At 72.9% G+C, this 20,845-nt stretch carries 9 protein-coding genes; 5 read left to right on the top strand and 4 right to left on the bottom strand.

Translation table 11 applies throughout. The annotated features are described in order from the left end of the window. Window positions 1-113: 113 nt before the first annotated feature. Entirely contained in the window at window positions 114-10,673 is a 10,560-nt protein-coding gene (locus JYA75_RS17410) for a type I polyketide synthase (RefSeq protein ID WP_203329226.1), read from the bottom strand. Window positions 10,674-11,188: 515 nt separating this feature from the next. On the opposite strand from JYA75_RS17410, the gene JYA75_RS17405 reads away from it, so the two are divergent. From JYA75_RS17405 to JYA75_RS17390, 4 genes are all read left to right on the top strand, one after another. Beyond that, window positions 11,189-12,571 carry an aldehyde dehydrogenase family protein gene (locus JYA75_RS17405; RefSeq protein ID WP_203329225.1) on the top strand — a complete coding sequence of 461 codons (1,383 nt, stop codon included), beginning with the start codon at window positions 11,189-11,191 and terminating at the stop codon, window positions 12,569-12,571. A 237-nt stretch (window positions 12,572-12,808) separates the two neighbouring features. Next, entirely contained in the window at window positions 12,809-13,309 is a 501-nt protein-coding gene (locus JYA75_RS17400) for a DUF427 domain-containing protein (RefSeq protein WP_203329224.1), read from the top strand. Between the two features lie 304 nt (window positions 13,310-13,613). Next, window positions 13,614-14,069 (top strand): universal stress protein, encoded by a 456-nt coding sequence (locus JYA75_RS17395; RefSeq protein WP_080688533.1) that lies wholly within the window; start codon window positions 13,614-13,616, stop codon window positions 14,067-14,069. 239 nt (window positions 14,070-14,308) lie between these two features. Next, on the top strand, window positions 14,309-14,953 hold the full coding sequence (locus JYA75_RS17390; RefSeq protein WP_006936531.1) for a hypothetical protein: 645 nt from the start codon (window positions 14,309-14,311) through the stop codon (window positions 14,951-14,953). A gap of 83 nt (window positions 14,954-15,036) precedes the next feature. Here JYA75_RS17390 and JYA75_RS17385 read toward each other — a convergent pair whose 3' ends face one another. Next, window positions 15,037-15,876 carry an alpha/beta hydrolase gene (locus JYA75_RS17385; RefSeq protein ID WP_203329223.1) on the bottom strand — a complete coding sequence of 280 codons (840 nt, stop codon included), beginning with the start codon at window positions 15,874-15,876 and terminating at the stop codon, window positions 15,037-15,039. A 662-nt stretch (window positions 15,877-16,538) separates the two neighbouring features. Here JYA75_RS17385 and JYA75_RS17380 point away from each other — a divergent pair. After that, complete coding sequence (locus JYA75_RS17380) at window positions 16,539-18,005, top strand: CHAD domain-containing protein (RefSeq protein ID WP_203329222.1); 1,467 nt, start codon at window positions 16,539-16,541, stop codon at window positions 18,003-18,005. 364 nt (window positions 18,006-18,369) lie between these two features. Here JYA75_RS17380 and JYA75_RS17375 read toward each other — a convergent pair whose 3' ends face one another. Both JYA75_RS17375 and JYA75_RS17370 read right to left on the bottom strand, forming a co-directional pair. After that, window positions 18,370-19,722, bottom strand: a complete 1,353-nt coding sequence (locus JYA75_RS17375; protein ID WP_161995975.1) for a nitroreductase/quinone reductase family protein — start codon at window positions 19,720-19,722, stop codon at window positions 18,370-18,372. Continuing rightward, window positions 19,719-20,435 (bottom strand): hypothetical protein, encoded by a 717-nt coding sequence (locus JYA75_RS17370; RefSeq protein ID WP_006936541.1) that lies wholly within the window; start codon window positions 20,433-20,435, stop codon window positions 19,719-19,721. The genes JYA75_RS17375 and JYA75_RS17370 overlap by 4 nt, the downstream gene beginning before the upstream one ends. Window positions 20,436-20,845: the final 410 nt, after the last annotated feature.

Raw genomic sequence — 20,845 nt, 5'->3', positions numbered from 1 at the left:
GCCGTTCTCACGCGGCGCGTTCGCGCAGCTGCGACGGCGGCAGCTCGATGGCCGGGGCCGGTGTCCACTGCGCAGACCGCTTCCCGGCGGTCACCGGGAGATTGCTCGTCGGCTCACAGACCCCGGTCGATGATGTCGAGGATCTCGTCACCGGTCGCGGCGTGAATCCTGTCCACCGTGTCGGCGCGGCCCCGCTCGGCTCCCGCGAGGTCGGCGAGCAGGGCTTCGAGCCGCTGCGCGACCGCCGCGCGTGCCTCGTCGTCGGCGCCGAGGTCGGCGACGACCGCCTGCAGGCGGTCGATCCCGGCGACGGCCACCGACACCGGGTCCGGGACCAGCTCCGCGCGCAGGAACTCGGCGACGGCCCGGGGACTGGGGTGATCGAACACCACCGTCGGCGGTAACCGCAGACCGGTCGCGGCACCGAGATGGTTGCGCAAGGCCACCGCCGCGAGCGAGTCGAAGCCGAGTTCCTTGAACGCCTGGTCGGGATCGACCGAGTCCGACGCGTCGTGGCCGAGGACTGCGGCAGCTCCGGCTCGCACCAGCTCCAGCACGAGGTGCCGCTGTTCGGGCACCGACCGGTCCGTGAGCCGCTGCGCCCACTCCAACGGCCCTGATCCGTTCGGTCCGGACAACGCCGACCCCGAGCCGGCCGCGCGCGGCCGCGCTTGCCGCACCAGTCCCCGCAGCGGAGCGGGAACGGACGTCGCGGCCGCACCGGGGTGCTCGAACCGAGCCCCCACCACGGCGGAGAGGTCGGACGCCAGGGCGCTGTCGAACAGGTCCAGGCCCTCGGCCTCGCTCATCGGAACCAGGCCGCTACGGCGGGCCCGGGCGAGATCCACCGCGCCGAGCCTGCCGGTCATGGCGCTCGGCGGTGCCCACATGCCCCACGCGATCGAGACCGCGGGCCGGCCGTGGGCTCGCCGATGCTGGGCGAGGGCGTCGAGGAACCGGTTCGCCGCTGCGTAGTTGCCCTGCCCGGGCGCGCCGAGCACACCGGCGAGCGACGAGAACAGCACGAAGGCGTGGACCCCGGCGGTCAGCCGGTGCAGGTGCCAGGCCGCGTCGACTTTCGGCCGCAGCACCGCGTCGAGCCGGTCGGGGGTGAGCGAGGTGAGGGTGGCGTCGTCGAGGACTCCGGCCGCGTGGATCACCGCGGTCAGGGGGTGCTCGGCGGGGATCCGGGCCAGCAGACCGGCCAGTGCCGCCGCGTCGGCGGTGTCGCAGGCGACGATGCGCACCTCGGCGCCCGAATTGCGCAGTTCGCGGCGTAGCCGGTCGCTTCCGTCGGCGTCGGGTCCGCGTCGGCTGGTCAGCACCAGATGCCGCGCCCCGTGCGTGCTGACGAGATGGCGCGCCACCGACCCTCCCACGGTGCCGGTGCCGCCGGTGACGAGCACGGTGCCGCGGGGGTCGAACAGCGGACCGGATCGCTGCACGGCCGGTATGCGCCGCAGGCGGGGCACGAGCACGGCCCGGCCCCGGACCGCGACCTGCGGTTCCCCGCTGGCCAGGGCCGACGTGATCGCCGTGTCGACGTCCGTCTCCCGGTCGAGGTCGAGCAGCACGAACCGCCCGGGGTTCTCGTTCTGCGCGGAGCCCACCAGACCCCACACGGCGGCGGCCGCGAGGTCGATGTCGACCCCTTCGCCCTCCTCGCCGGTGGCCGTCGCGTTGCGGGTGACGACCACCAGCACACTGTCGGCGAACTCGGCGTCGTCGAGCCAGTCCTGCAGCAGTCGCAGCGTCCGGGCGCACAGGTGGTGGGTCGCCTCCGGGCCCGGGTCGCCGTCGGTGCCGCACCCCACCAGCACCGTCCAGGGCCGCCCGTCGTCGGGCGTGGCTGCCCTCGCGGTGCGCAGCGCCGCCGCGTCGGGACAGCGCGACAAGCTCGATTCCAGATCCGCGGCGCCGAGTACCACCATCGGGCCGGGCGGCGGCTCGGACGGGAGGTCGTCGATTCGGGTCCATGCCAGGCGGTGCAGTCGCCGCGCGCCGGACGGGCCCGCGCCGTCCCCATCGCCCGTCCGGGGCACCACGTGCAGCGCCTCGACGGTCAGCACCGGCGCGCCGTCGGCATCGGTGGCGTCGACGCGGTACCGCCCGTCCTCGCCCGTCGCGCACCGCACCGACACCGCCTGCGCACCGGTGCGGTGCAGCCGGGTTCCCGACCAGGTCAGCGGCCAGTCGTCCGGCCCGAAGACGGAGTCGAGCGCCGCCTGCAGTAGTTGCGGATGGATCCCGAAGCCGCTCGGGTCGACGCCGTCGTCGAGGCGCACCTCGGTCGTGGTGTCGCCCGGGAGCCGGTCCGGCTGCGCGGCGAGCCCGTCGTCGACGGTCGCCGACGCGTTCCGCACCCAGGGGCCGTCGGCCGGTCCCATGTTCGACGAGACGGTGACGGTGCGCGCGCCGTCCTCACCGGCCGGTGACACGAGCACCCGGATCGGCAGCGACCCCGCGGCCGGCAGGCCCAGCGCGTGGTGCAGCGTGAGAGCGGCGATGCGGTCGCACGCTGCGTGGTGGGCGGCGTGCAGGGTCAGCTCGACCAGGACGGCCGGTACCAGGGTCTGCGGAGCGTCGGTCGGCGGATCGCCGGGCTGCGGCGCCGCGAGCGACGAATCCCGGTGCCGGGACAGCGCTCCGGTGAACACGGTGGTGTCGTCGTCGAGGGTCACGGCCGCGCCGAGCAGCGGATGGTCCGCCGGGCTCAACCCCAACTCCGTCGGATCACCGCTGGTGCGTGCGGGCGCCGACGGCCAGAAGGAGCGACGGCGGAAGGCGTACGTGGGCAGGTCCACCCGGCGGCGGCCGGGCAGTACCCGATCCCAGTCGATCGCCAGGCCCTGCACGGACGCAGCGGCGACCGCCTCGACGAAGCCCCGTGCGTCGTCCCCGCGCCCGGGCAATGTGGCGATCGGGTGCGGGACGACCTCGGCAGCGTGAGCGGCCAGGGCCGCGCCGGGTCCGATCTCGACGCAGCGGGAGACGCCGAGTTCGGCGAGGGTGCGCATGCCGTCGTGGAAGCGCACGGCTCGGCGGATGTGCCGGCGCCAGTACTGCGGCGACGTCAGTTCCTCGGCCGTGGCGACGCGCCCGGTGAGAGTGGAGACAACGGGGATCGTCGGCGGCTGCGCCGCCGGCCGCGACACGACGGTGGTGAACTCGTCGAGGACGGGGTCCATCAGCGCCGAATGGAACGCGCGTTCGACCTGCAGCGTGGTGACCGCGATTCCCGCGGTGGACAGTTCGGCGGCGACGGCGTGCACGTCGGCTGCAGCTCCCGCGAGCACCACGGATTCGGCGCCGTTCACCGCGGCAAGGTCGACTCGGCCGTCGATCCGCGACCGGACGTCCTCCGGGCGGGCCCGGACGGCGATCATCGCCCCGGGGGCGGTGGCCTGCATCAGCCGTCCGCGCGCGGCCACCAGGGCGGCGGCGTCGGGCAGGCTGAACACGCCCGCGACGTGGGCCGCGGTGAGTTCTCCGATCGAATGTCCGATCAGGTAGTCGGGGGTGAGGCCCCATTCCCGCAGTAGTCGGTAGAGGGCGACCTCGACGGCGAACAGGGCCGGCTGGGTGTACTCGGTGCGGTCGAGTCTCGCGGCGGCTTCGTCCGCGTCGCCCCAGATCACCTGCCGTATCGGGGTGTCGACGTGCTCGTCGAGGGCGGCGCAGGTCTCGTCCAGGGCCCGGGCGAACACCGGGTAGGTGTCGTAGAGGCCGCGGCCCATTCCGATCCGCTGCGCGCCCTGGCCGGTGAACATGAATGCCGTCCTCCCGCGGGCGCTCGTCCCGGCGACGGCGTTGCCGCCTGCGCGTCCCTCGGCGAGGCGGGCCAGGCCGTCGCGTAGGTCGGCGAGCGTCTCGCCGGTCACGGCGGCGCGGTGCGTGAAGCCGGACCGGGTGGTGGCCAGCGAGTAGGCGAGATCGGCCGGATCCGGCGGGGCCCCCGTGTCGAGGGCGTCCCTGTCGAGGACGTCCGTCAGCCGGGCGGCCTGCGCGCGCAGCGCCTCGTCGGTCTTGGCGGAGAGCACCCACACCAGGGGCGACGCCGACCGCGGCGGGGCCGCCGGTGCGGCGACGTCGGGCGGCTCCTCGAGGATCATGTGGGCGTTGGTGCCGCTGATGCCGAACGAGGAGACGCCGGCGCGGCGGGGGCGCCCGGTCTGCGGCCATGCCACCGCCTCGGCCAGCAGCGCGACCTCGCCGGAGGTCCAGTCGACGTGCCGGGTCGGGGCGTCGCTGTGCAGGCTCGGCGGCAGCACACCGTGTCGCATCGCCATCACCATCTTGATCACGCCGGCCACCCCGGCCGCCGCCTGGGAGTGGCCGATGTTCGACTTGACCGACCCCAGCCACAGCGGCCGGCCGTCGCGTTGCTGCCCGTAGGTGGCCAGCAACGCCTGGGCTTCGATCGGGTCGCCGAGTGTCGTGCCGGTGCCGTGGGCCTCCACCGCGTCGATGTCGGCGGGGTCGAGGGCAGCGTCGGCCAGCGCCTGCCGGATCACCCGTTCCTGCGACGGACCGTTCGGGGCGGTCAGGCCATTCGAAGCGCCGTCCTGATTGACCGCGGAGCCGCGGATCAGTGCCAGCACCCGGTGGCCGTGGCGCTGGGCGTCGCTCAGCCGCTCGAGCACGACCATGCCCGCGCCCTCGCTGAGCCCGGTGCCGTCCGCTCGATCGGAGAACGGTTTGCACCGCCCGTCCGGGGCGAGTCCGCGCTGGCGGCTGAATTCGATCAGCACGCCGGGGGTCGCCATCACCGTCGCCCCACCGGCCAGCGCGAGGGTGCATTCGCCGTCGCGCAGGGCCCGCGCCGCCAGGTGCAGCGCCACCAAGGACGACGAACACGCCGTGTCGACGGTGACCGCGGGACCGGTGAAGCCGAGCGAGTAGGCGATCCGCCCGGAGGCCACGCTGTTGCTGGTGCCCGTCATGAGGTAGCCCTCGGCGTCGGTGCTCCGGCGGGTCATGAGGTGGAATCCGTAGTCGCCGCCCATCATTCCGACGTACACGCCGGTGTCGGTGAGCCCGGGCGAGTTCGGCGGGATTCCCGCGTATTCCAGTGCTTCCCAGGCGCTTTCGAGCAGCAGTCGGTGCTGCGGATCCATCGCGACGGCCTCGCGGGGGCTGATCCCGAAGAACGCGGCGTCGAACCGGTCGGCGTCGTAGAGGAATCCGCCGGCCCGCATGTAGGTCGTGCCGCTGCGCTCGGGATCCGGGTGGTACACCTCGTCGAGGTTCCAGCCGCGGTTGTCGGGGTACGCGCCCACCGCGTCGCGGCCGTCGCGGACGAGGCGCCACAGCTCGTCCGGGCAGGAGACCTGGCCGGGGTATCGGCAGGCCATCCCCACGATCGCGATCGGGTCGTCGTCGTGGCGCCGGCGCGCCGTGCGGGTCGGTTGCGGGGCGTCCTCGGGGCCGAGCAGCCGTGCCGCGATCTCGCGGGCGAGCGCGTCCGCGGTGGGGTGGTCGAACACCACCGTCGCGGCCAGCCGCACCCCGGTGGCCGTCGTCAGCTGGTTGCGTAGCTGCACCGCGGTGAGCGAGTCGAAGCCGAGTTGCTTGAAGGCCCGATCCGGATCGATGGCCTCCTTCCCGTCGTGGCCGAGTACGGCCGCGACGTGCGTGGTGACGATTTCGAGGACCCGGGCGTGCCGCTCGGCGGGGTCGAGCGCCCGCAGTTCGTCGGCGAGGCCGGGGGCCGACGGGGCGGCCGCGGCGCGCCGACGGGACGAGCCGAGCACTCGGCGCAGGATCGGGGGGAGGGCCTCGCCGTCGGAGCGGCGGGCGGGCGCCGAGAGCCGTATCGGCACCGTCAACGGACGGTTCGCGGCGAGCGCCGCATCGAACAGGGCCAGCCCCGCTTCGGGGGTGAGGGTGTCTATGCCGGTGCGCTGGAGCCGATCCAGATCGGCCGCATTCAGATGGGAGGTCATCCCGCTGGGGCGGTCCCACAGTCCCCAGGCCAGGGACAGTCCCGGCAGGCCCTCGGCGCGGCGGTGCTGCGCGAGCGCGTCGAGGAAGACGTTGGCCGCCGCGTAGTTCGCCTGGCCGGCGCCGCCGAGCACACCCGCCGCGGAGGAGAACAGCACGAACGCCGCGAGACCGCGATCGCGGGTGAGCTCGTGCAGATGCCACGCACCGTCCACCTTGGGGCGCAGGACGGCGTGCAACTGGTCCGGAGTCAAGGTGGCGGCGGTGGCGTCGTCGAGCACCCCGGCGGCGTGGACGACACCCGACAGGTCGGGGACGGCGTCGAGCAGGGCCGCCACCGCGGCTCGATCGGCCACGTCGCAGGTCACGGCGCGGATCTCGGCGCCCGCCTCGGCGAACTCGGCGCGCAGGTCCGTCGCCCGCTCGGCGCGGACCGCGTGTCGGCCGGTCAGCACGAGCCGGCGCACCCCGTACCGCCGCACGAGGTGACGGGCGACGAGCCGGCCGATGGTTCCGGTGCCGCCGGTGACGACGACGGTGCCGTCGGGGCCGAACGGCACCGGATCCGCGGCTGCGTCGGTGGCGGTCGGCCCCGCCGCGAGCACGGGCGCGAGGAGTGTCCCGGCGCGGACCGCCAGTTGTGGTTCGTCGCAGGCCAGGGCCGCGGACAGCACGGTGGGATCGGGCAGGTCACCGGGCGGCCGGTCCAGGTCCACCAGGGTGATCCGGTCCGGGTGTTCGTTCTGCACGGCACCGATCAGCCCCCACACGGGCGCGGCGCCGACGTCGATCGGTTCGTCGTCGGTGACCGCCACGGCGCGGCGCGTCGTCACCAGCAGTCGGGTCTCGGCGAGCCGCTCGTCGGCGAGCCAGGCCTGTACCGCCCGCAACGCCGCCTCCGCGGCGGCGTGCGCGCGCGTCGGCACGTCGGATTCGTCGTCCGGTTCCCCGGCCAGCAGCAGGGTGCGGCCGGCGGGATCGCCGCCGGTGAGTGCCTCCCCGAGCGCGGCGAGGTCCGCCGTCGGGGCCGCGCCGGCCTCGACCGGGATCCATTCCACGCGGTAGAGGCCGGTGCCGGTCGTGGCGGCCGGCGCCCGCGGACCTGCGAACGGCCGCAGCGCCAGCGAGCGCGCGGTCAGCACGGGCTTGCCGGCGGTGTCGTACGTGGCCACCCGGTACCGTTCGGGTCCGGCCGGGGCGATGTGTACGCGCAGGGCGGTGGCACCCACGGCGTGCAGTTGCACGTCGTCCCATGCGAACGGCAGTCGCAGGTCGCGGGCGCCGGCCTCGGCGGCGGCGAACGCGATCAGGTGCAGCGCCGCGTCGAACACCGCCGGATGGATCCCGTACCCGGCGACCGCCGCGGCGGGGTCCTCTCCCCCCAGGCGCACCTCTCCGTACAGGTCGTCACCGCGGCGCCACGCCGCGCGCAGGCCCCGGAAGACCGTCCCGTACCCGTATCCGGTCTCGTCGAGCGCGTCGTACAGACCGCTCACGTCGATCGGCGTCGCATCGGCCGGGGGCCACTGCCGGATCGGAACCTGCGCGGTGTGCACCGCGCCCGTGAGTGCGCCGACGGCGTGCCGGGTCCACGGTGTCCGCGCCGGGGCGTCCGCCGGGCGGGAGTGCACCGACACCGTGCGGTGCCCGGCGTCGTCGGCGGTGAGGACGGCGACCTGCACCGCGAGCTCCCCACCGGTGGGAACCGGCGCGGGCGTCTCGAGGGTGAGCTCCGCGAGGCGGCTGCAGCCGGCGCGATGCCCGGCGTGCAAGGCGACTTCGACGAACGCCGTGCCGGGCAGCACCACGGTGCCGTCCACGGCGTGCTCGTTCAGCCACGGCAGTCGGTGCGGCGACAGCACGCCCGTGAACACCGCGCCGCGACCGTCGCCGAGTTCGACCGAGGCGGCGAGCATCGGGTGGTCCCCGGCATCCATGCCGGCTGCGGCGGCATCACGTTGCGGCGCGCCCCCGTCGAGCCAGTAGCGGCGATGCTGGAAGGCATACGTGGGCAGGTCCACCCACTGCCGGTGACCGGCGCGGCGAGCCCACCCGACCCGCTCCCACTCGATGTGCGCCCCGGACACGTGTGCCTCGGCGAGGGCGGTGGTGAACTGGCGTAGGCCTGCCCGGTCGCGCCGGAGGGTGCCGAGGGCGCGACCCGCGATGCCGGCCGCGTCCAGGGTCTCCTGCAGCGGCACGGTCAGGACCGGATGGCTCCCCGACTCGACGAACAGCCGATACCCGTCGCGGGCCAGAGATCTCGTCGCGTCCTCGAAGCGCACCGGCCGGCGCAGGTTCCGGTACCAGTAGTCGGCGTCGAGTGCGGTGCCGTCCATCATGTCCCCGCTCACCGTCGAGTAGAACGGGATCCGCGAACGCTGCGGGGTGATCGGGGCGAGAGCGTCGAGAATGGGCCTGCGCAGCACCGAGACGTCCGCGCAGTGGGAGGCGTAGTCGACGGTGATGCGCCGGGCCTGGACACCGTCGGCCTGCCACCGCGCGACCAGTACCTCGAGGGCGTCGCCAGGGCCGGACACGACCGTGGCGGCCGGACCGTTGATCGCCGCCACCTCGACGGTCCCGGCCCAGGGTTCGATCTGCTGCCGCACCGCGTCCGCCGGCAGACCCACCGACGCCATGCCACCGCCGCGCCGGGCCGATTCCGTGATCACCCGGCTGCGGGCCGCGACGACGAGCGCCGCGTCGGGCAGGGTCAGCGCGCCGGCGACGTGGGCGGCGGCGATCTCGCCCTGCGAGTGCCCGACCACGGCCGCCGGTTCGACGCCGTGTGCGTGCCACAGCCGCGCAAGACCGACCATCACCGCGAACAGCGCGGGTTGCATGACGTCGGCCCGGTCCAGGGCCGCCGGATCGCGGTCGCGGAGCACGTCGAGCAGCGCGAACCCGGTGTGCGGGGCCAGGGCGTCGGCGCACTCGCGCAGGCTGTCGGCGAACACCGGGGAGGACTCCAGCAGTTCGGTGGCCATGCCCACCCACTGCGCGCCCTGCCCGGGAAAGACGAACACCGGCCGGTCGCCCGCCTCGACCGCCTCGCCGGTGATCACACCGGGGTCGGGGGCGCCTCGGCCGAGCGCGTCGAGACCGGACAGCAGGGCCGTCCGGTCGGTACCGAGCACGGCGGCACGGTGGTCGAAGGTCGCGCGGGAGGTCAGCAGCGGGCCGGCCACCTGGGCGGGTGTCAGCTCGGGGTGGTCGGCGACGTAGTCCCCCAGCCTGTGGGCCTGCGCGCGCAGCGCCGGTTCGGTGTGGCCCGACACGAACCAGGCCACGACGTCGTCCGATCCGTCGATCCCGTCGGTGGGCGCAGCGTCCGGCGGTGGGGTCGGCCGCTCCAGCACGACGTGGGCGTTCGTGCCGCTGATGCCGAACGAGGAGACCGCCGCCCGGCGGGGCCGGTCGGTCGCCGGCCATTCCCGGTTCTCGGTGAGCAGGGACACCGATCCGGCGGACCAGTCGACGTGGGGGGTGGGGCGGTCGACGTGCAGCGTTCTCGGCAGCACACCGTGCCGCATCGCCATGATCATCTTGATCACTCCGGCCACTCCGGCGGCGGCCTGGGTGTGCCCGAGGTTCGACTTCACCGAACCGAGCCACAACGGCCGGTCGGGGGGCCGATCGCGGCCGTAGCCGGCCAGCAGGGCGGACGCCTCGATGGGATCGCCCAGTGTGGTGCCGGTGCCGTGGGCTTCGACCGCGTCGACGTCGGCCGGGCCGAGTCCGGCGTCGGTCAGGGCCTGCCGGATCACCCGTTCCTGGGCCTGCTTGTTCGGGGCGGTCAGGCCGTTGCTGGCGCCGTCCTGGTTCACCGCGCTGCCGCGGACGACGGCGAGGATCCGGCGGTCGTTGCGCTCGGCGTCGGACAGGCGTTCCAGCGCGAGGATCGCGGCGCCTTCGCCCCACGCCGTACCGTCGGCCGCGGCGGAGAACGCCTTGCAGCGCCCGTCGTGGGCCAGTCCACGCTGCCGGCTGAACTCGACGAACACCGCGGGCGTCGACATGACGGTCGCCCCGCCGGCCAGGGCGAGTTCGCACTCGCCGTTGCGCAGTGCCTGCATGGCGAGGTGGACGGACACCAGGGACGACGAGCATGCCGTGTCGACGGTGATCGCGGGTCCGTTCAGTCCGAAGCTGTATGCGACACGGCCGGAGGCGACACTCATCGCGGTGCCGGTGATGAAGTAGCCCGCGAGTTCCTCGGGCGGGGCGCCGCCCGCCCGTGCCGAGTAGTCGATTCCGGACAGACCGGTGAAGACGCCGATCTGCCTGCCGTGCACGGACCGCGGATCGATGCCGGCGTGCTCGAAGGTCTCCCAGCTCGTCTCGAGCAGGAGTCGCTGCTGCGGGTCCATCGCCAGTGCTTCGCGAGGCGAGATTCCGAAGACCTCCGGGTCGAAACCCGCTGCATCGTCGAGAAAGCTACCTTGCACCGTGTACGTCCTGCCGGCCTGCCGGCCCGTCGGATCGTAGAGATCCGCCGCTTCCCAACCCCGGTCCGTGGGGAACCCGGAGACGGTCTCCGAACCGGATTCCACCAGGTGCCACAGATCCTGTGGGGAGCGGACGCCGCCGGGGAACCGGCACCCCATCCCGACGACGGCGATCGGTTCGCGACTCACCCCCTCGACCTCGCGAAGCTTCTCCCGGGCCTGATAGAGCTCTGCGGTCACCCGTTTCAGATAGTCGAGGAGTTTCGCGTCATCGGCCATAATCGAGCTCCAATCCGAGAGCCGTCGTGCCAGCGCCGAGAACTCGATGGTATCCGCCGCCCCCACCCGGACACAGCGATCTGCTCGTGCGATCGTGACCGGTGCGTCGTGCGAGACGACTGTGGGCACGCCACGGACGAATACCGTCCGGAGCGCTCGGCGACCTCCGAGGCCTTCCGATCGAGTTGCTCGTCGGGCTCCTGCCGTGCACTGAACACGTAACCCGGCCGACACGTATCCGCAGGCACCAGCGGGTCCTAGACTGTGGCGATGGGCATCGCTCCGGATGTCGGGGCACCGCGTCGGCGCGGCACCGCCCGATTCGGTGCCACCCGCCGCCGCGGGCTCGGGCCACCGTCCGGGTGCCGCTTGCGCCGGCGCATCCCGACGACCCGCGCCCGAGGCTCTGTCGTCGACGACCTCGCCCCGGCCCCCGTGCCGCCGTCCGCCCATTCGCCGTTCCGCCGCGACAGGCCGACCGCACATCCACTCTCGACTTCCGCCTGGAGGACCACATGACCGTCACATCCACCGACACATCGACCGAACTCCTGACCCGACTGCGGAAGGCCTACGCGACCGGACGCACGCGCGATGCCGGATGGCGCATCCGCCAGCTCCGCGGCATCGAGAAACTCGCCGACGAGCGCGAAGCCGAGATTGCGGCCGCCCTGCAGGAGGACCTGGGCCGAAACGCGGTCGAAGCCTGGCTCGGCGACGTCGCTTCCACCCGGGCCGAAGCCGCCTACGCCCGCAAGCGGGTCCGGCGATGGATGCTTCCTCGACCGAAGTCCTTGTCGATCAACCAGTTTCCCGCACTCGGCTGGGTGCAGTACGAGCCGATGGGAGTGGTCCTGATCATCGCACCGTGGAACTACCCGGTGTATCTGACGCTCGGTCCGCTCGTCGCGGCAGTGGCCGCCGGAAACTGTGCCGTGATCAAACCGTCGGAGCTGGCCCCCGCCACGTCCGCGCTGCTCGCCCGGCTGATTCCGCAGTACCTCGACCCGGAGGCCGTCGTGGTCGCCGAAGGCGATGCCGATCTCACCCAGAGCCTGCTCGCGCAGGGTTTCGATCTCGCCCTGTACACCGGCGGCACCGAGGTGGGCCGCAAGATCATGGCCGCCGCCGCCCCGCAGCTCACGCCGGTGATCCTCGAACTCGGTGGCAAGTCTCCGGTCATCGTCGCCGAGGACGCCGATCTCGAGGTCACCGCGCGGCGCATCGCCTGGATCAAACTCCTCAACTCCGGACAGAGCTGCATCGCGCCCGACTACGTACTGGTCGAGCGGTCCGTCCGCGACGGGCTCGTCGACAAGATCGTCGACACGATCGCCCTGTTCCGCAGCGAGGAACCGCAGCCGGGGATGCGGGTGGTCAACCACCGTCACTTCGATCGGCTCGAGGCGTATCTGGAGTCCACAACCGGACGCATCGTCACCGGCGGCAGGTGCGATCGTGACACTCTCACCGTCGAACCGACCGCGATCGTCGATCCGGCACCCGACGACCCGGTCATGACGGACGAGATCTTCGGGCCCATCCTGCCGATCCTCACCGTCGACTCGGTCGACGCAGCCCTCGACTTCATCGGTGCCCGCCCCAAACCCCTTGCAGCGTACGTGTTCTCCAAATCACTGAACACCCAGAAGAAGATCACGCAGCGAATCAGCGCGGGTGGCGTGGTGGTCAACCACGTCGGCATGCACGTCCTCGCCCCACAACTGCCGTTCGGTGGCGTGGGCGCCAGCGGAATGGGGGCGTACCACGGGCGCTACGGTTTCGAGGCGCTCAGTCACCGCAAGGCGGTGCTCGTCAAGCCGTTCCGCCCGGATCCGGCGATGAACTACCCGCCCTACACCCAAGCTGCGCTGAAGATCATGCGGCGCCTGTTCTGAGCGGTCCACCGACACCGTCGGGAGTGGAGGGCATCGGCACGGCCGAGGAGGGATCGGCCGGTAGCGTAGTGGACGGCCTCGACGACTCGGAACCGACGAGCCGCGCATTGCTGCGGTCCCGACTCGTCGCCCACGGACGCAGGGGCCGCAACTCGGTTACCCGGCACCCTCGGTCCCGACAGCCCCGGCCCCGCGGTCGTGCCCGTACCCTGGGGAGGTGACCACGAGGAGGTCGCCGTGACAACCCGTCCGAGACCCGTCGACCCTGCCGCCGGGCAGGAGTCGGTGTGGGACTACCCGCGCCCGCCCCGCGTGGAGACCTTCACCGGCTCGATCACCGTGGAACTGGGCGGCCGGACCATCGCGTCGAGCACGCGCGCCTGGCGGGTACTGGAGACCAGCCATCCGCCGACCTACTACCTTCCCGCCGACGCCTTCGCCGAAGGGGTGCTTCGGGAGACGCCGGGCTCGTCGTGGTGCGAGTGGAAGGGCAGGGCGAGCTACTACGACCTGGTGACCGACTCGCGGGTCGCGCCGAAAGCGGCATGGACCTACCGTGATCCCACCCCCGCCTTCCGCGCCATCGCCGGGGCCGTCGCGGTGATGGCCGCCCAGGTCGACCGGTGCACCGTCGACGGCGAGGAGGTCGTCCCGCAACCCGGCGGGTTCTACGGCGGCTGGATCACCAGCTCGGTCGTCGGCCCGTTCAAGGGAATCGCCGGATCGGCGGGCTGGTAACCGCTCCGCAGTACGTCGACGCCGATGCGCACCTGCGGGCGAGCGCGAGCATAGACTGGGTCCATGGGCATCGTTTCCGATGTCGATACGCACCGCGTCGGTACAGGGCACTCCCGCTGCGCGGTGGTCGAGTCCAGCTTTCCTTCCGGCACAAGCTTCGAGAGTTCACCCGGGCGGTCACGCACCGGCCCGCACGAAGCCGTACCACCCAGATGCGGCGGCGAACGACCGTCCCTCGGCGCCGCCTGCGTCGAGGATCCCGGCGCCGACCGTTCCGACCGCGCCGGGCAGGAGAGGAGTCGTCGTGACCGATGACGGAATGACCGGCCGCGTCGTGGTCGGAGTGGACGGTTCGGAGCCGTCGAAGGGGGCACTGCGCTGGGCACGATTCGTCGCCCGCTCGGCAGGGTTCGAGGTCGACGCCGTGGCGGCATGGGAGATTCCCTGGGCCGCCGCGGAAGGCTGGCCGAGCGATTGGGATCCGGAGCGGGAAACGTCCGGGATGCTGCACGAGACGGTCACCGGGGTCCTCGGGAGCGAGCCCGGCGTGTCCGTGCAGGAACTGGTTCGCCGCGGCGGAGCCGCGCGCGTCCTGCTCGACGAGAGCCGCGACGCGCAGTTCCTGGTGGTGGGAAGCCGGGGGCACGGCGGCTTCAGCGGCCTGCTGCTCGGTTCGGTCAGCGCCGCATGCGCCGAGCACGCACACTGCCCGGTGCTGGTCATCCACGGCGATACCCCGCCTCCGCCCGTCTCGCCCTGAGGCGATCGCGGCGACGATCCCGCGCCCCCGTCGCACCGCTGTCCCCGATCTGCCGGTCCGGTCGTTCCCTTCCCCGGATCGGTCCCCGCCGCGTGTTCTCGTCCCGGAAAACGCTGCGAACAGCACCCGGTGCGGCGGATGATCGAGAAACAGCGCCCGAGGGCGGTGGATCGTACGCGCGACCCTCCCGTTCCTGCGCGTGTCCGACTCGTTCGCTCGACCTTCGGGAGAGGCCCGCCATGAGACTCGGCATCCTCGTTCTCGCCGTCGGCGCGTCGCTGCTCGCCGGCACCGGTGTTGCAGCGGCCGCCGATCCGGCCGTCCTCGGCGGCGGTTCCGGTATCGTCATGGACGGCCGGAACTACTGCACCCTCACCACGATCGGCCCCGATTCCGGGGGCCGGCTGGTCGGATTCACGGCGGGGCACTGCGGAAACGCCGGGTCCACGGTCGCCTCGGAGGCCGATCCGGACGCCGGTGTGGTCGGCACGATCGCCTACACCGATGCGGACTTGGACTACGCGGTGATCGTGTTCGAGCCGGCGAAGGTGGCGCCCGTGAATCGGGTGGGAAACACGACGATCACGGGGATCGGGGGACCGGCGCAGTTCCCGGACATCGTCTGCAAGCAGGGCCGCACCACGGGGCATACCTGCGGGGTGGCCTACGGCGATGTGTTCGGTTCGGGGCAGACCTGGACGCAGACGTGCGTCGACCTCGGCGACTCGGGAGGTCCGGTGGTGGTCGGAACCACGCTCGTGGGCATGGTGAACGGCTATCTCAGCGTTGCCTGCCTCGGTCCGGAGGTCGGCACGAGCATGACGGCCGTCGTCGGTGACGCCGATGCGCGGGGCGGCGCCGGGGCGGGGTTCCGTCCGATCTAGGAGGCGCAGGTCGAGACGATGTCGCCCGGGTGAGGGGCGGACCTGTCGGACCGGCGGCCACGCACCCCGGGGGTTCTCCTCGGTCAGCCGACCTCGGCGAGAAAACGCTCCAGGATGCCGGTGACCCGGGCCGGGTCTTCCAGCGTCGAACTGTGGCCCACCCCGTCGAGTTCCACCAGTCGCGAGCCCGGGATCAGCGCGTGCATTTCGCGGGAGAGATGCGGCGACATCTCGACATCCAGTTGTCCCGCGACGATCAGCGTCGGCACGCTCACCGCGGGGAGCTCGTCCCGGATGTCGGGGCGGACCATCATGCCGAGCATCGTGTTCGCCAGTGACGACCGGTCGGCCTGCACCCACCGCCTGCGCCACGCCTGACGCTCGGGTTCCCGGGTGGGGTCGGTGCGGAACGGTGCGCCGTAGAGTTCCTTCTCGATGCCGCGCAGCACGAGGGCAGGTGACGGCCCGAGGAGCCGGGCCACGGCCGTCAGGGCCAGGTGCAGCGGGTACTTCGCGGGCGGGTGCGGGGTTGCGCCGGTGTTGAGCAGGGTCAGCGAGCGCACCTGGTCCGGTTCCCGCGCTCCGATGCGCATCCCGACGAAGCCGCCCATCGACAGCCCCACCAGATGCGCGGGTGCGAGGTCGAGCCGCCGGATCACGGTGAGCACGTCGGCGGTCAGTTGCTCGAGCTGGTAGCCGCCCCGGGCGTGCCCGGAGCGGCCCTGTCCCCGGAAATCGAGGGTGAGGCAACGGTATCGATCCCTCAGCGCCGCGATCTGCGCCTCGTACATTCGCCCGTCGAAGAAGAACCCGTGCAGGAACAGGATCGGCTCGCCCGCACCGCCGGTGTCCTCGCAGTACAGGTCGACGTCCCGCACCCGCAGGTACGACTGGCGCATGTCCGGAACTCGGGGCGTTGTCATGGCATGCTCCGTTTCGAGCTGTGACGGGGACCGTCGCGGAATGAGGTCGAGGATCGGTTCCGAGCACCGCCGGTGTCAAGGGGGGCCGCAGCAACCGCAGTGGCGCCGTGGATCCGTGTGCCCGCGATCTCGCGACACCACTTCAGCACGTGCAGTTGTGCCTCGGTCAGATTCGTGAAAGCCTGATCGGCCCAAGAGCTTCCGCGCACATACTGCACCGCGCGTTCGACCCGGGGTTTACGCTTCGGTGACCGCACCCGCGCCGGATCGGGCCGGGCCGTCCGGTCCGTCGCCGGCGTCGGCAGGGGCCTCGGTGCGACCGTCGCCGCATTCTTCGGCTGCGTCGACGACCGCGCCGGCGCAGCAGCGGTGGTGGTACCGGACTGGACTCGGGTGGTGGGCCGGTACGGGATCAGCCGTTTCGCGGCCGGTGCCCCGTCCCCGACGGCGGCCGGCACCGGCCAGTCCACCAGCCCGGTGCTGCCGAGGGCGGCCAGCGTCGCCGCGGCCGCCGGGGTCGAGTCGGTGACCAGACGAGCGGATGTAGCACGTATTCCCGGAGATCCTCGACCGTCGATTGGCCCACCGCCGAAGACCATCCTGCGGCGGGAACCCGGCGCGTTCACTGCCGAAGCCCGGCCGGATGCGACAGACTCGAAGTCATGGCCTCGTCCGCGCCCGCCCACACCACGTATCTCGCGTCGTCCCGGGGGGACCTGCCGCGATGGCAGGACATCCTGCCGAAGGCACGGCACGTCGAGCACCCCGGCCCCGAGCGCCACAGCATCTACCTCGACACCGACGACCGCGATCTGCGGCACTGGGACAGCGTCCTCCGGTACCGAAATCCCGGCCCCGACGACGAGCCCGGCTGGGAACTGGCCGTTCCCGGCGGCACGCTCGGTACCGAACTGCACCTCGCCTCCCCCGACAGCGACCTCGTGCCCGACGAACTCACCGCGGCGGTGGCGGGCCTGACGGGCGGGCGGCCGCTGCGACGCTCGGTCACCCTCGGCATCGGCGAGCACCGGCACGAGTGGTACGACCGCAAGGACCGGCTGCTCGCGCAGATCATCGTCGAGACGGTCCAGGCCACCGTGATCGGCCGGGTGGCAACCGTCGAACAGTGGCACCAGCTCCACCTCGACCTCGGTACGGCGGCGACGAAGAAGCACCGCACCGCCGTCACCGCGGCCCTGGCCCGCGCCGGCGCCGCACCGGCCCCGCACCGCAGCGAGCTCGAGCACGCCCTCGCCGCAACCGACCCGGCCCCGGGCCCCCACACCCCCACCGGGAAGGCCCCCACAGCGCGGCGGATGCTCGGTGCCTACCTCGACGCCCAGATCGAGGCGATCGGCGCGGGGGACGTGTGGCTGCGCCGCGGTCTGGACCCGATATATCCCACCCGGGTCGGTATCCGGCGGCTGCGCAGCACCCTCCGGGTGTGGCAGGACCTGTTCGAACCCGCGCAACGCACCTGGCTCGATTCCGAATTGTCTTGGTATTCCGGGCTGCTCGGTCATGTTCGGGATCGGCAGGTGCAGCGCGCCCGGCTGGCCGCCGCGCTCGAGACACTGCCGCCGGAAGTGGTGATGGGCCCGGTGGCGTCCCGGCTCGACACCGATCTGCTCGCCGACGAGCGCCGCCACCTCGACGAGGTGCTGCGCGCCCTGGACTCCGACCGGTATCGCATGCTGCTCGCCGCGCTGGCACGCTGGCGCACGCAGCCACCGCTGACCGACCATGGGGACGGTGCGCGGGTGATCGAGAAGGCGGTGCGCACCGCCGAACGCACGGCCCTGAGCCGGGTGCGGGCCGCCGCCGACGAGGACGAGGCGGCGCCGAGTCGGGCCCGCAAGGCCGCCGAGCGGGCCCGCTATGCCGTCGAGTTGGCTGCCCCGCTGCTGGGCCGCACACGCGCGAAGCGCAAGATCGCCCGCTACACGAACATCCAGCAGGTCCTCGGCGAACATCGGGACAGCGCCGTCGCCACCGACCTGCTGCGCGAGTTCGGTGCCCGGGCCGGGACCACACCCGGGGAGAACGGGTTCACCTTCGGGTTGCTGTACGGGCTCGAGCTGCAGGCGGCCGAGCGGGCCCGTCGCCACGCCGCCGACCTGGCCACCTGAGCGGCACCCCCTGGTCCGGTCGAGGCGGCGGCGCGCCTCGTCGAGGCTGCCGGCCTCGGTCACCGTGTGCACCACCGCGCCGATCCCCGGGAGCCGTCACTGCACCACCGCGGCGAGGGTCGGTCGATCCATGATCCGAGCAAGGTCGTGATCGACCTGGCGATGGCGACGACCGCCGCGATGCCGCACAGCACCCGCATGGCGGCGTATGCCGCGATGGGGGTCCGACCCCCGGCGGAGCACAGGGCGGGTGCTCGACGTCGAGCAGGCTGCGACGGTAGCCGGCCATGGGCCGCCAGGTCCCCCGGAGGTGGGCGAATGTCGGGGAACGCAGTACCGGGCGGGGCCGCCCCTCGGGTGACGGTCATCGCGGTGCTCTCGTCTGGTGGGCCGGCTGTCCGCTGTCGGCGACCCGGAACACCGGGTAGCGCGGTGCCACAGCCGCCAACTCTTCCAGGGTGGGTGCACCGGCCAGGCCGAAGTACATGTCCGCCTCCCGGGCGATCCGTCGGTTGCCGGGTTGCCGTCCGCCCCGCAGCAAGTAGGCGCGGAGGAGGCCGGCCCGGTCGGCGACCGGCACCTCGACCAACGTGACAGCCCTGCGTCGGCGGCCGCGGGCCAGCACCGCGCGCCCGCCGGCGGCCCCCACGTTGCGGGCCCACTGGGACTGCCCGGCCAGCGACAGCAGGTACTGCTCGCCGTCGTGGTCCAGCAGCACCAGGTTGGTCCGGCGCACGACACCGGAGCGGCGCCCGGGAACCTCGAGCGTCACGACATATCGCGGGCTGAGCCGCAGCCGGGTCAACGCGTGACCCAGCCACTGCAGCCGGGCGTACACCAGCGGTGGGGGCCGATACCGGCCCGCTCCGCCGTACCGGGGTGCGGCCACAGCGACCCGGAGCGTGCGCAGCCCCCGGCGCAGCCGACCGGCCCGAGGCCGGTCCAGTTTCCGGGCCAGGTGGTGCAGTGCCTCGGCCGCTGCGGTGGCCAGCGGCAGCCCGTGCCCGGGAGCGAGCACCCGCGGCTCCAGCGCCGCCAGGGCAGCGACGGACCGCACCGCCGCCGGCTGGTCCCAGGTGGTGTACCGGGGTGGTCCGGCGAGCCGCCGCCGGCCGGTCAGCGTCCCGAGGACCGAGTTCAGGTCCACGGTCACCGCGGCGTCCCCGGCGATCAGCACGCCGTCGCTGCGTCGCAGGTAGGCCACGTGACCCGGGGTGTGCCCGGGGGTGTGCACCCATTGCCAGTCGGGCAGCGCCGGCACCACGCCGCCCGGCCCCAGCGGACGCACCACGTCGGTGAGGCTGCCCGCCTGTTCGATCCGGGCCCGAGTCCGCCGGGGCAGCAGCCGCATCAGCGGGATCACCACCCACCGGTCCAGCGGCATCGTGTACTCCGGCAGGTACCGGCCCGGGGCCATCGGCAGCTCAGCGGGGTGGACGTACACCGGCACCCCCCAGGTCCGGGCCAGGGCCCCGGCGGCCCCGGAGTGATCCGGGTGGAGGTGGGTCAGCAGAATCGCCGCCGGCTTCGTGCCCGTGCCGAACAGCGACTCCGCCGCCGCGGTGATGGTCTCGGCGCTGCCGGCCCAGGCCGCGTCCACCAACACCCACGTCGACCCCGACGCGATCAGGTAGACGTTGGAGGCGGCGGCGCTCCGGCCGGCCCGGAGCAGGTGGACGCCGGGGGCGATCTGGTGCGGTCGGGCACGGAAGGTCATCGGGTGCCCCTGCTGCGGTGGCCGCTGCCGGGTTGCGCGTGTGCGACGCCGCGCCCGGCCTCGAGCCGGTCGCGGGCCCGGGCCGCCGGCAGCGCCAGGATCACCCCGCCGAAGGCCAGCACCATCAGCCCGTACACCCCGGCAGGACTCGTCGAACCCCACACCGCGTGCATCACCAGAGTGCCCGGGACCAATCCCAGGTAGCCGACCACGCCGGCTCCCAGCGCCCACGGCCACATCCGTGCCAGGGAGCGCCTGGCTGCGCCGAAGTGCTGCGGGGATACGGCCGGCCAGGCTGCGCCCAAGCCCAAGACGATGCCCAGCAGGGGCGGCCCGAACCCGCCGCCCACGGCCAACAGCAGCAACGACAGCCCGAGCAGCAGCGGCCCTGCGTGCCGGCGGTGCACGCCGACGATCGCCCAGGCACCCAGCGCGGTCGCCACCACCACGGTGACGACCCCGGAGACCAGCAGGTCGGGGAGCACGGTCAGGGCGGGCTCGCCGCCGAGGGCCTCGAACGCCGCGTGCTCGGGCCAGGACCGGATCACCCACCCCGGCGGTGGGCCCGAGCCCTGAAGCATCTCCCCGACCCCGTGCTCGATGCCGGCCAGGGCGGCCAGCGCCCCGAACACGGCGACCACGGTCCCGGTGGCGGCACCCGGCCGGACCTGCTGCCGGCTGCCGCCGGACTCGGCGTTCTCTGCGGTGGTCACCCGAATCACCCCGGGGCGGTCACGGGGGCGCCGGTCGACTCGACTACGTATTCCGCGGAACCGGCTTCGGATGCAGTCATCTCTCACCTCGGATCCTCGAAGGTGTGCACGGCGCCTTCTCCGACCGCGGTTGCGGTGGGTGCACCCACTGTAGGTGCGCATCGCGGCAGATCGGCACGAGATCTCGTGCCGATCTGCCGAAGAAGCCACACGACCCCAGAAACCGCCACTACAGGCGGCGAGCGGGAACGCCGCCCAGCTGCGGGCCGGTCCCGCCTTCCACCGCGGGAGTGCGGTGTGCGCAGGCGCGGTCATGACTGCCGCGGTGGGTGAAAGTCCAGTTCCTGCAGCGTGGTCAGGGAGGTCGACGGCAGGTCGGGGAAGCGAATCGCTCTCATCGAAAGAGATCC

The organism is Rhodococcus sp. PSBB066, from assembly GCF_017068255.1.
Taxonomy (GTDB): Bacteria; Actinomycetota; Actinomycetes; order Mycobacteriales; family Mycobacteriaceae; genus Rhodococcus; species Rhodococcus aetherivorans.
Note: the sequence above shows the minus strand (reverse complement) of the source record. Positions and strands in the feature narration are given on the sequence as shown.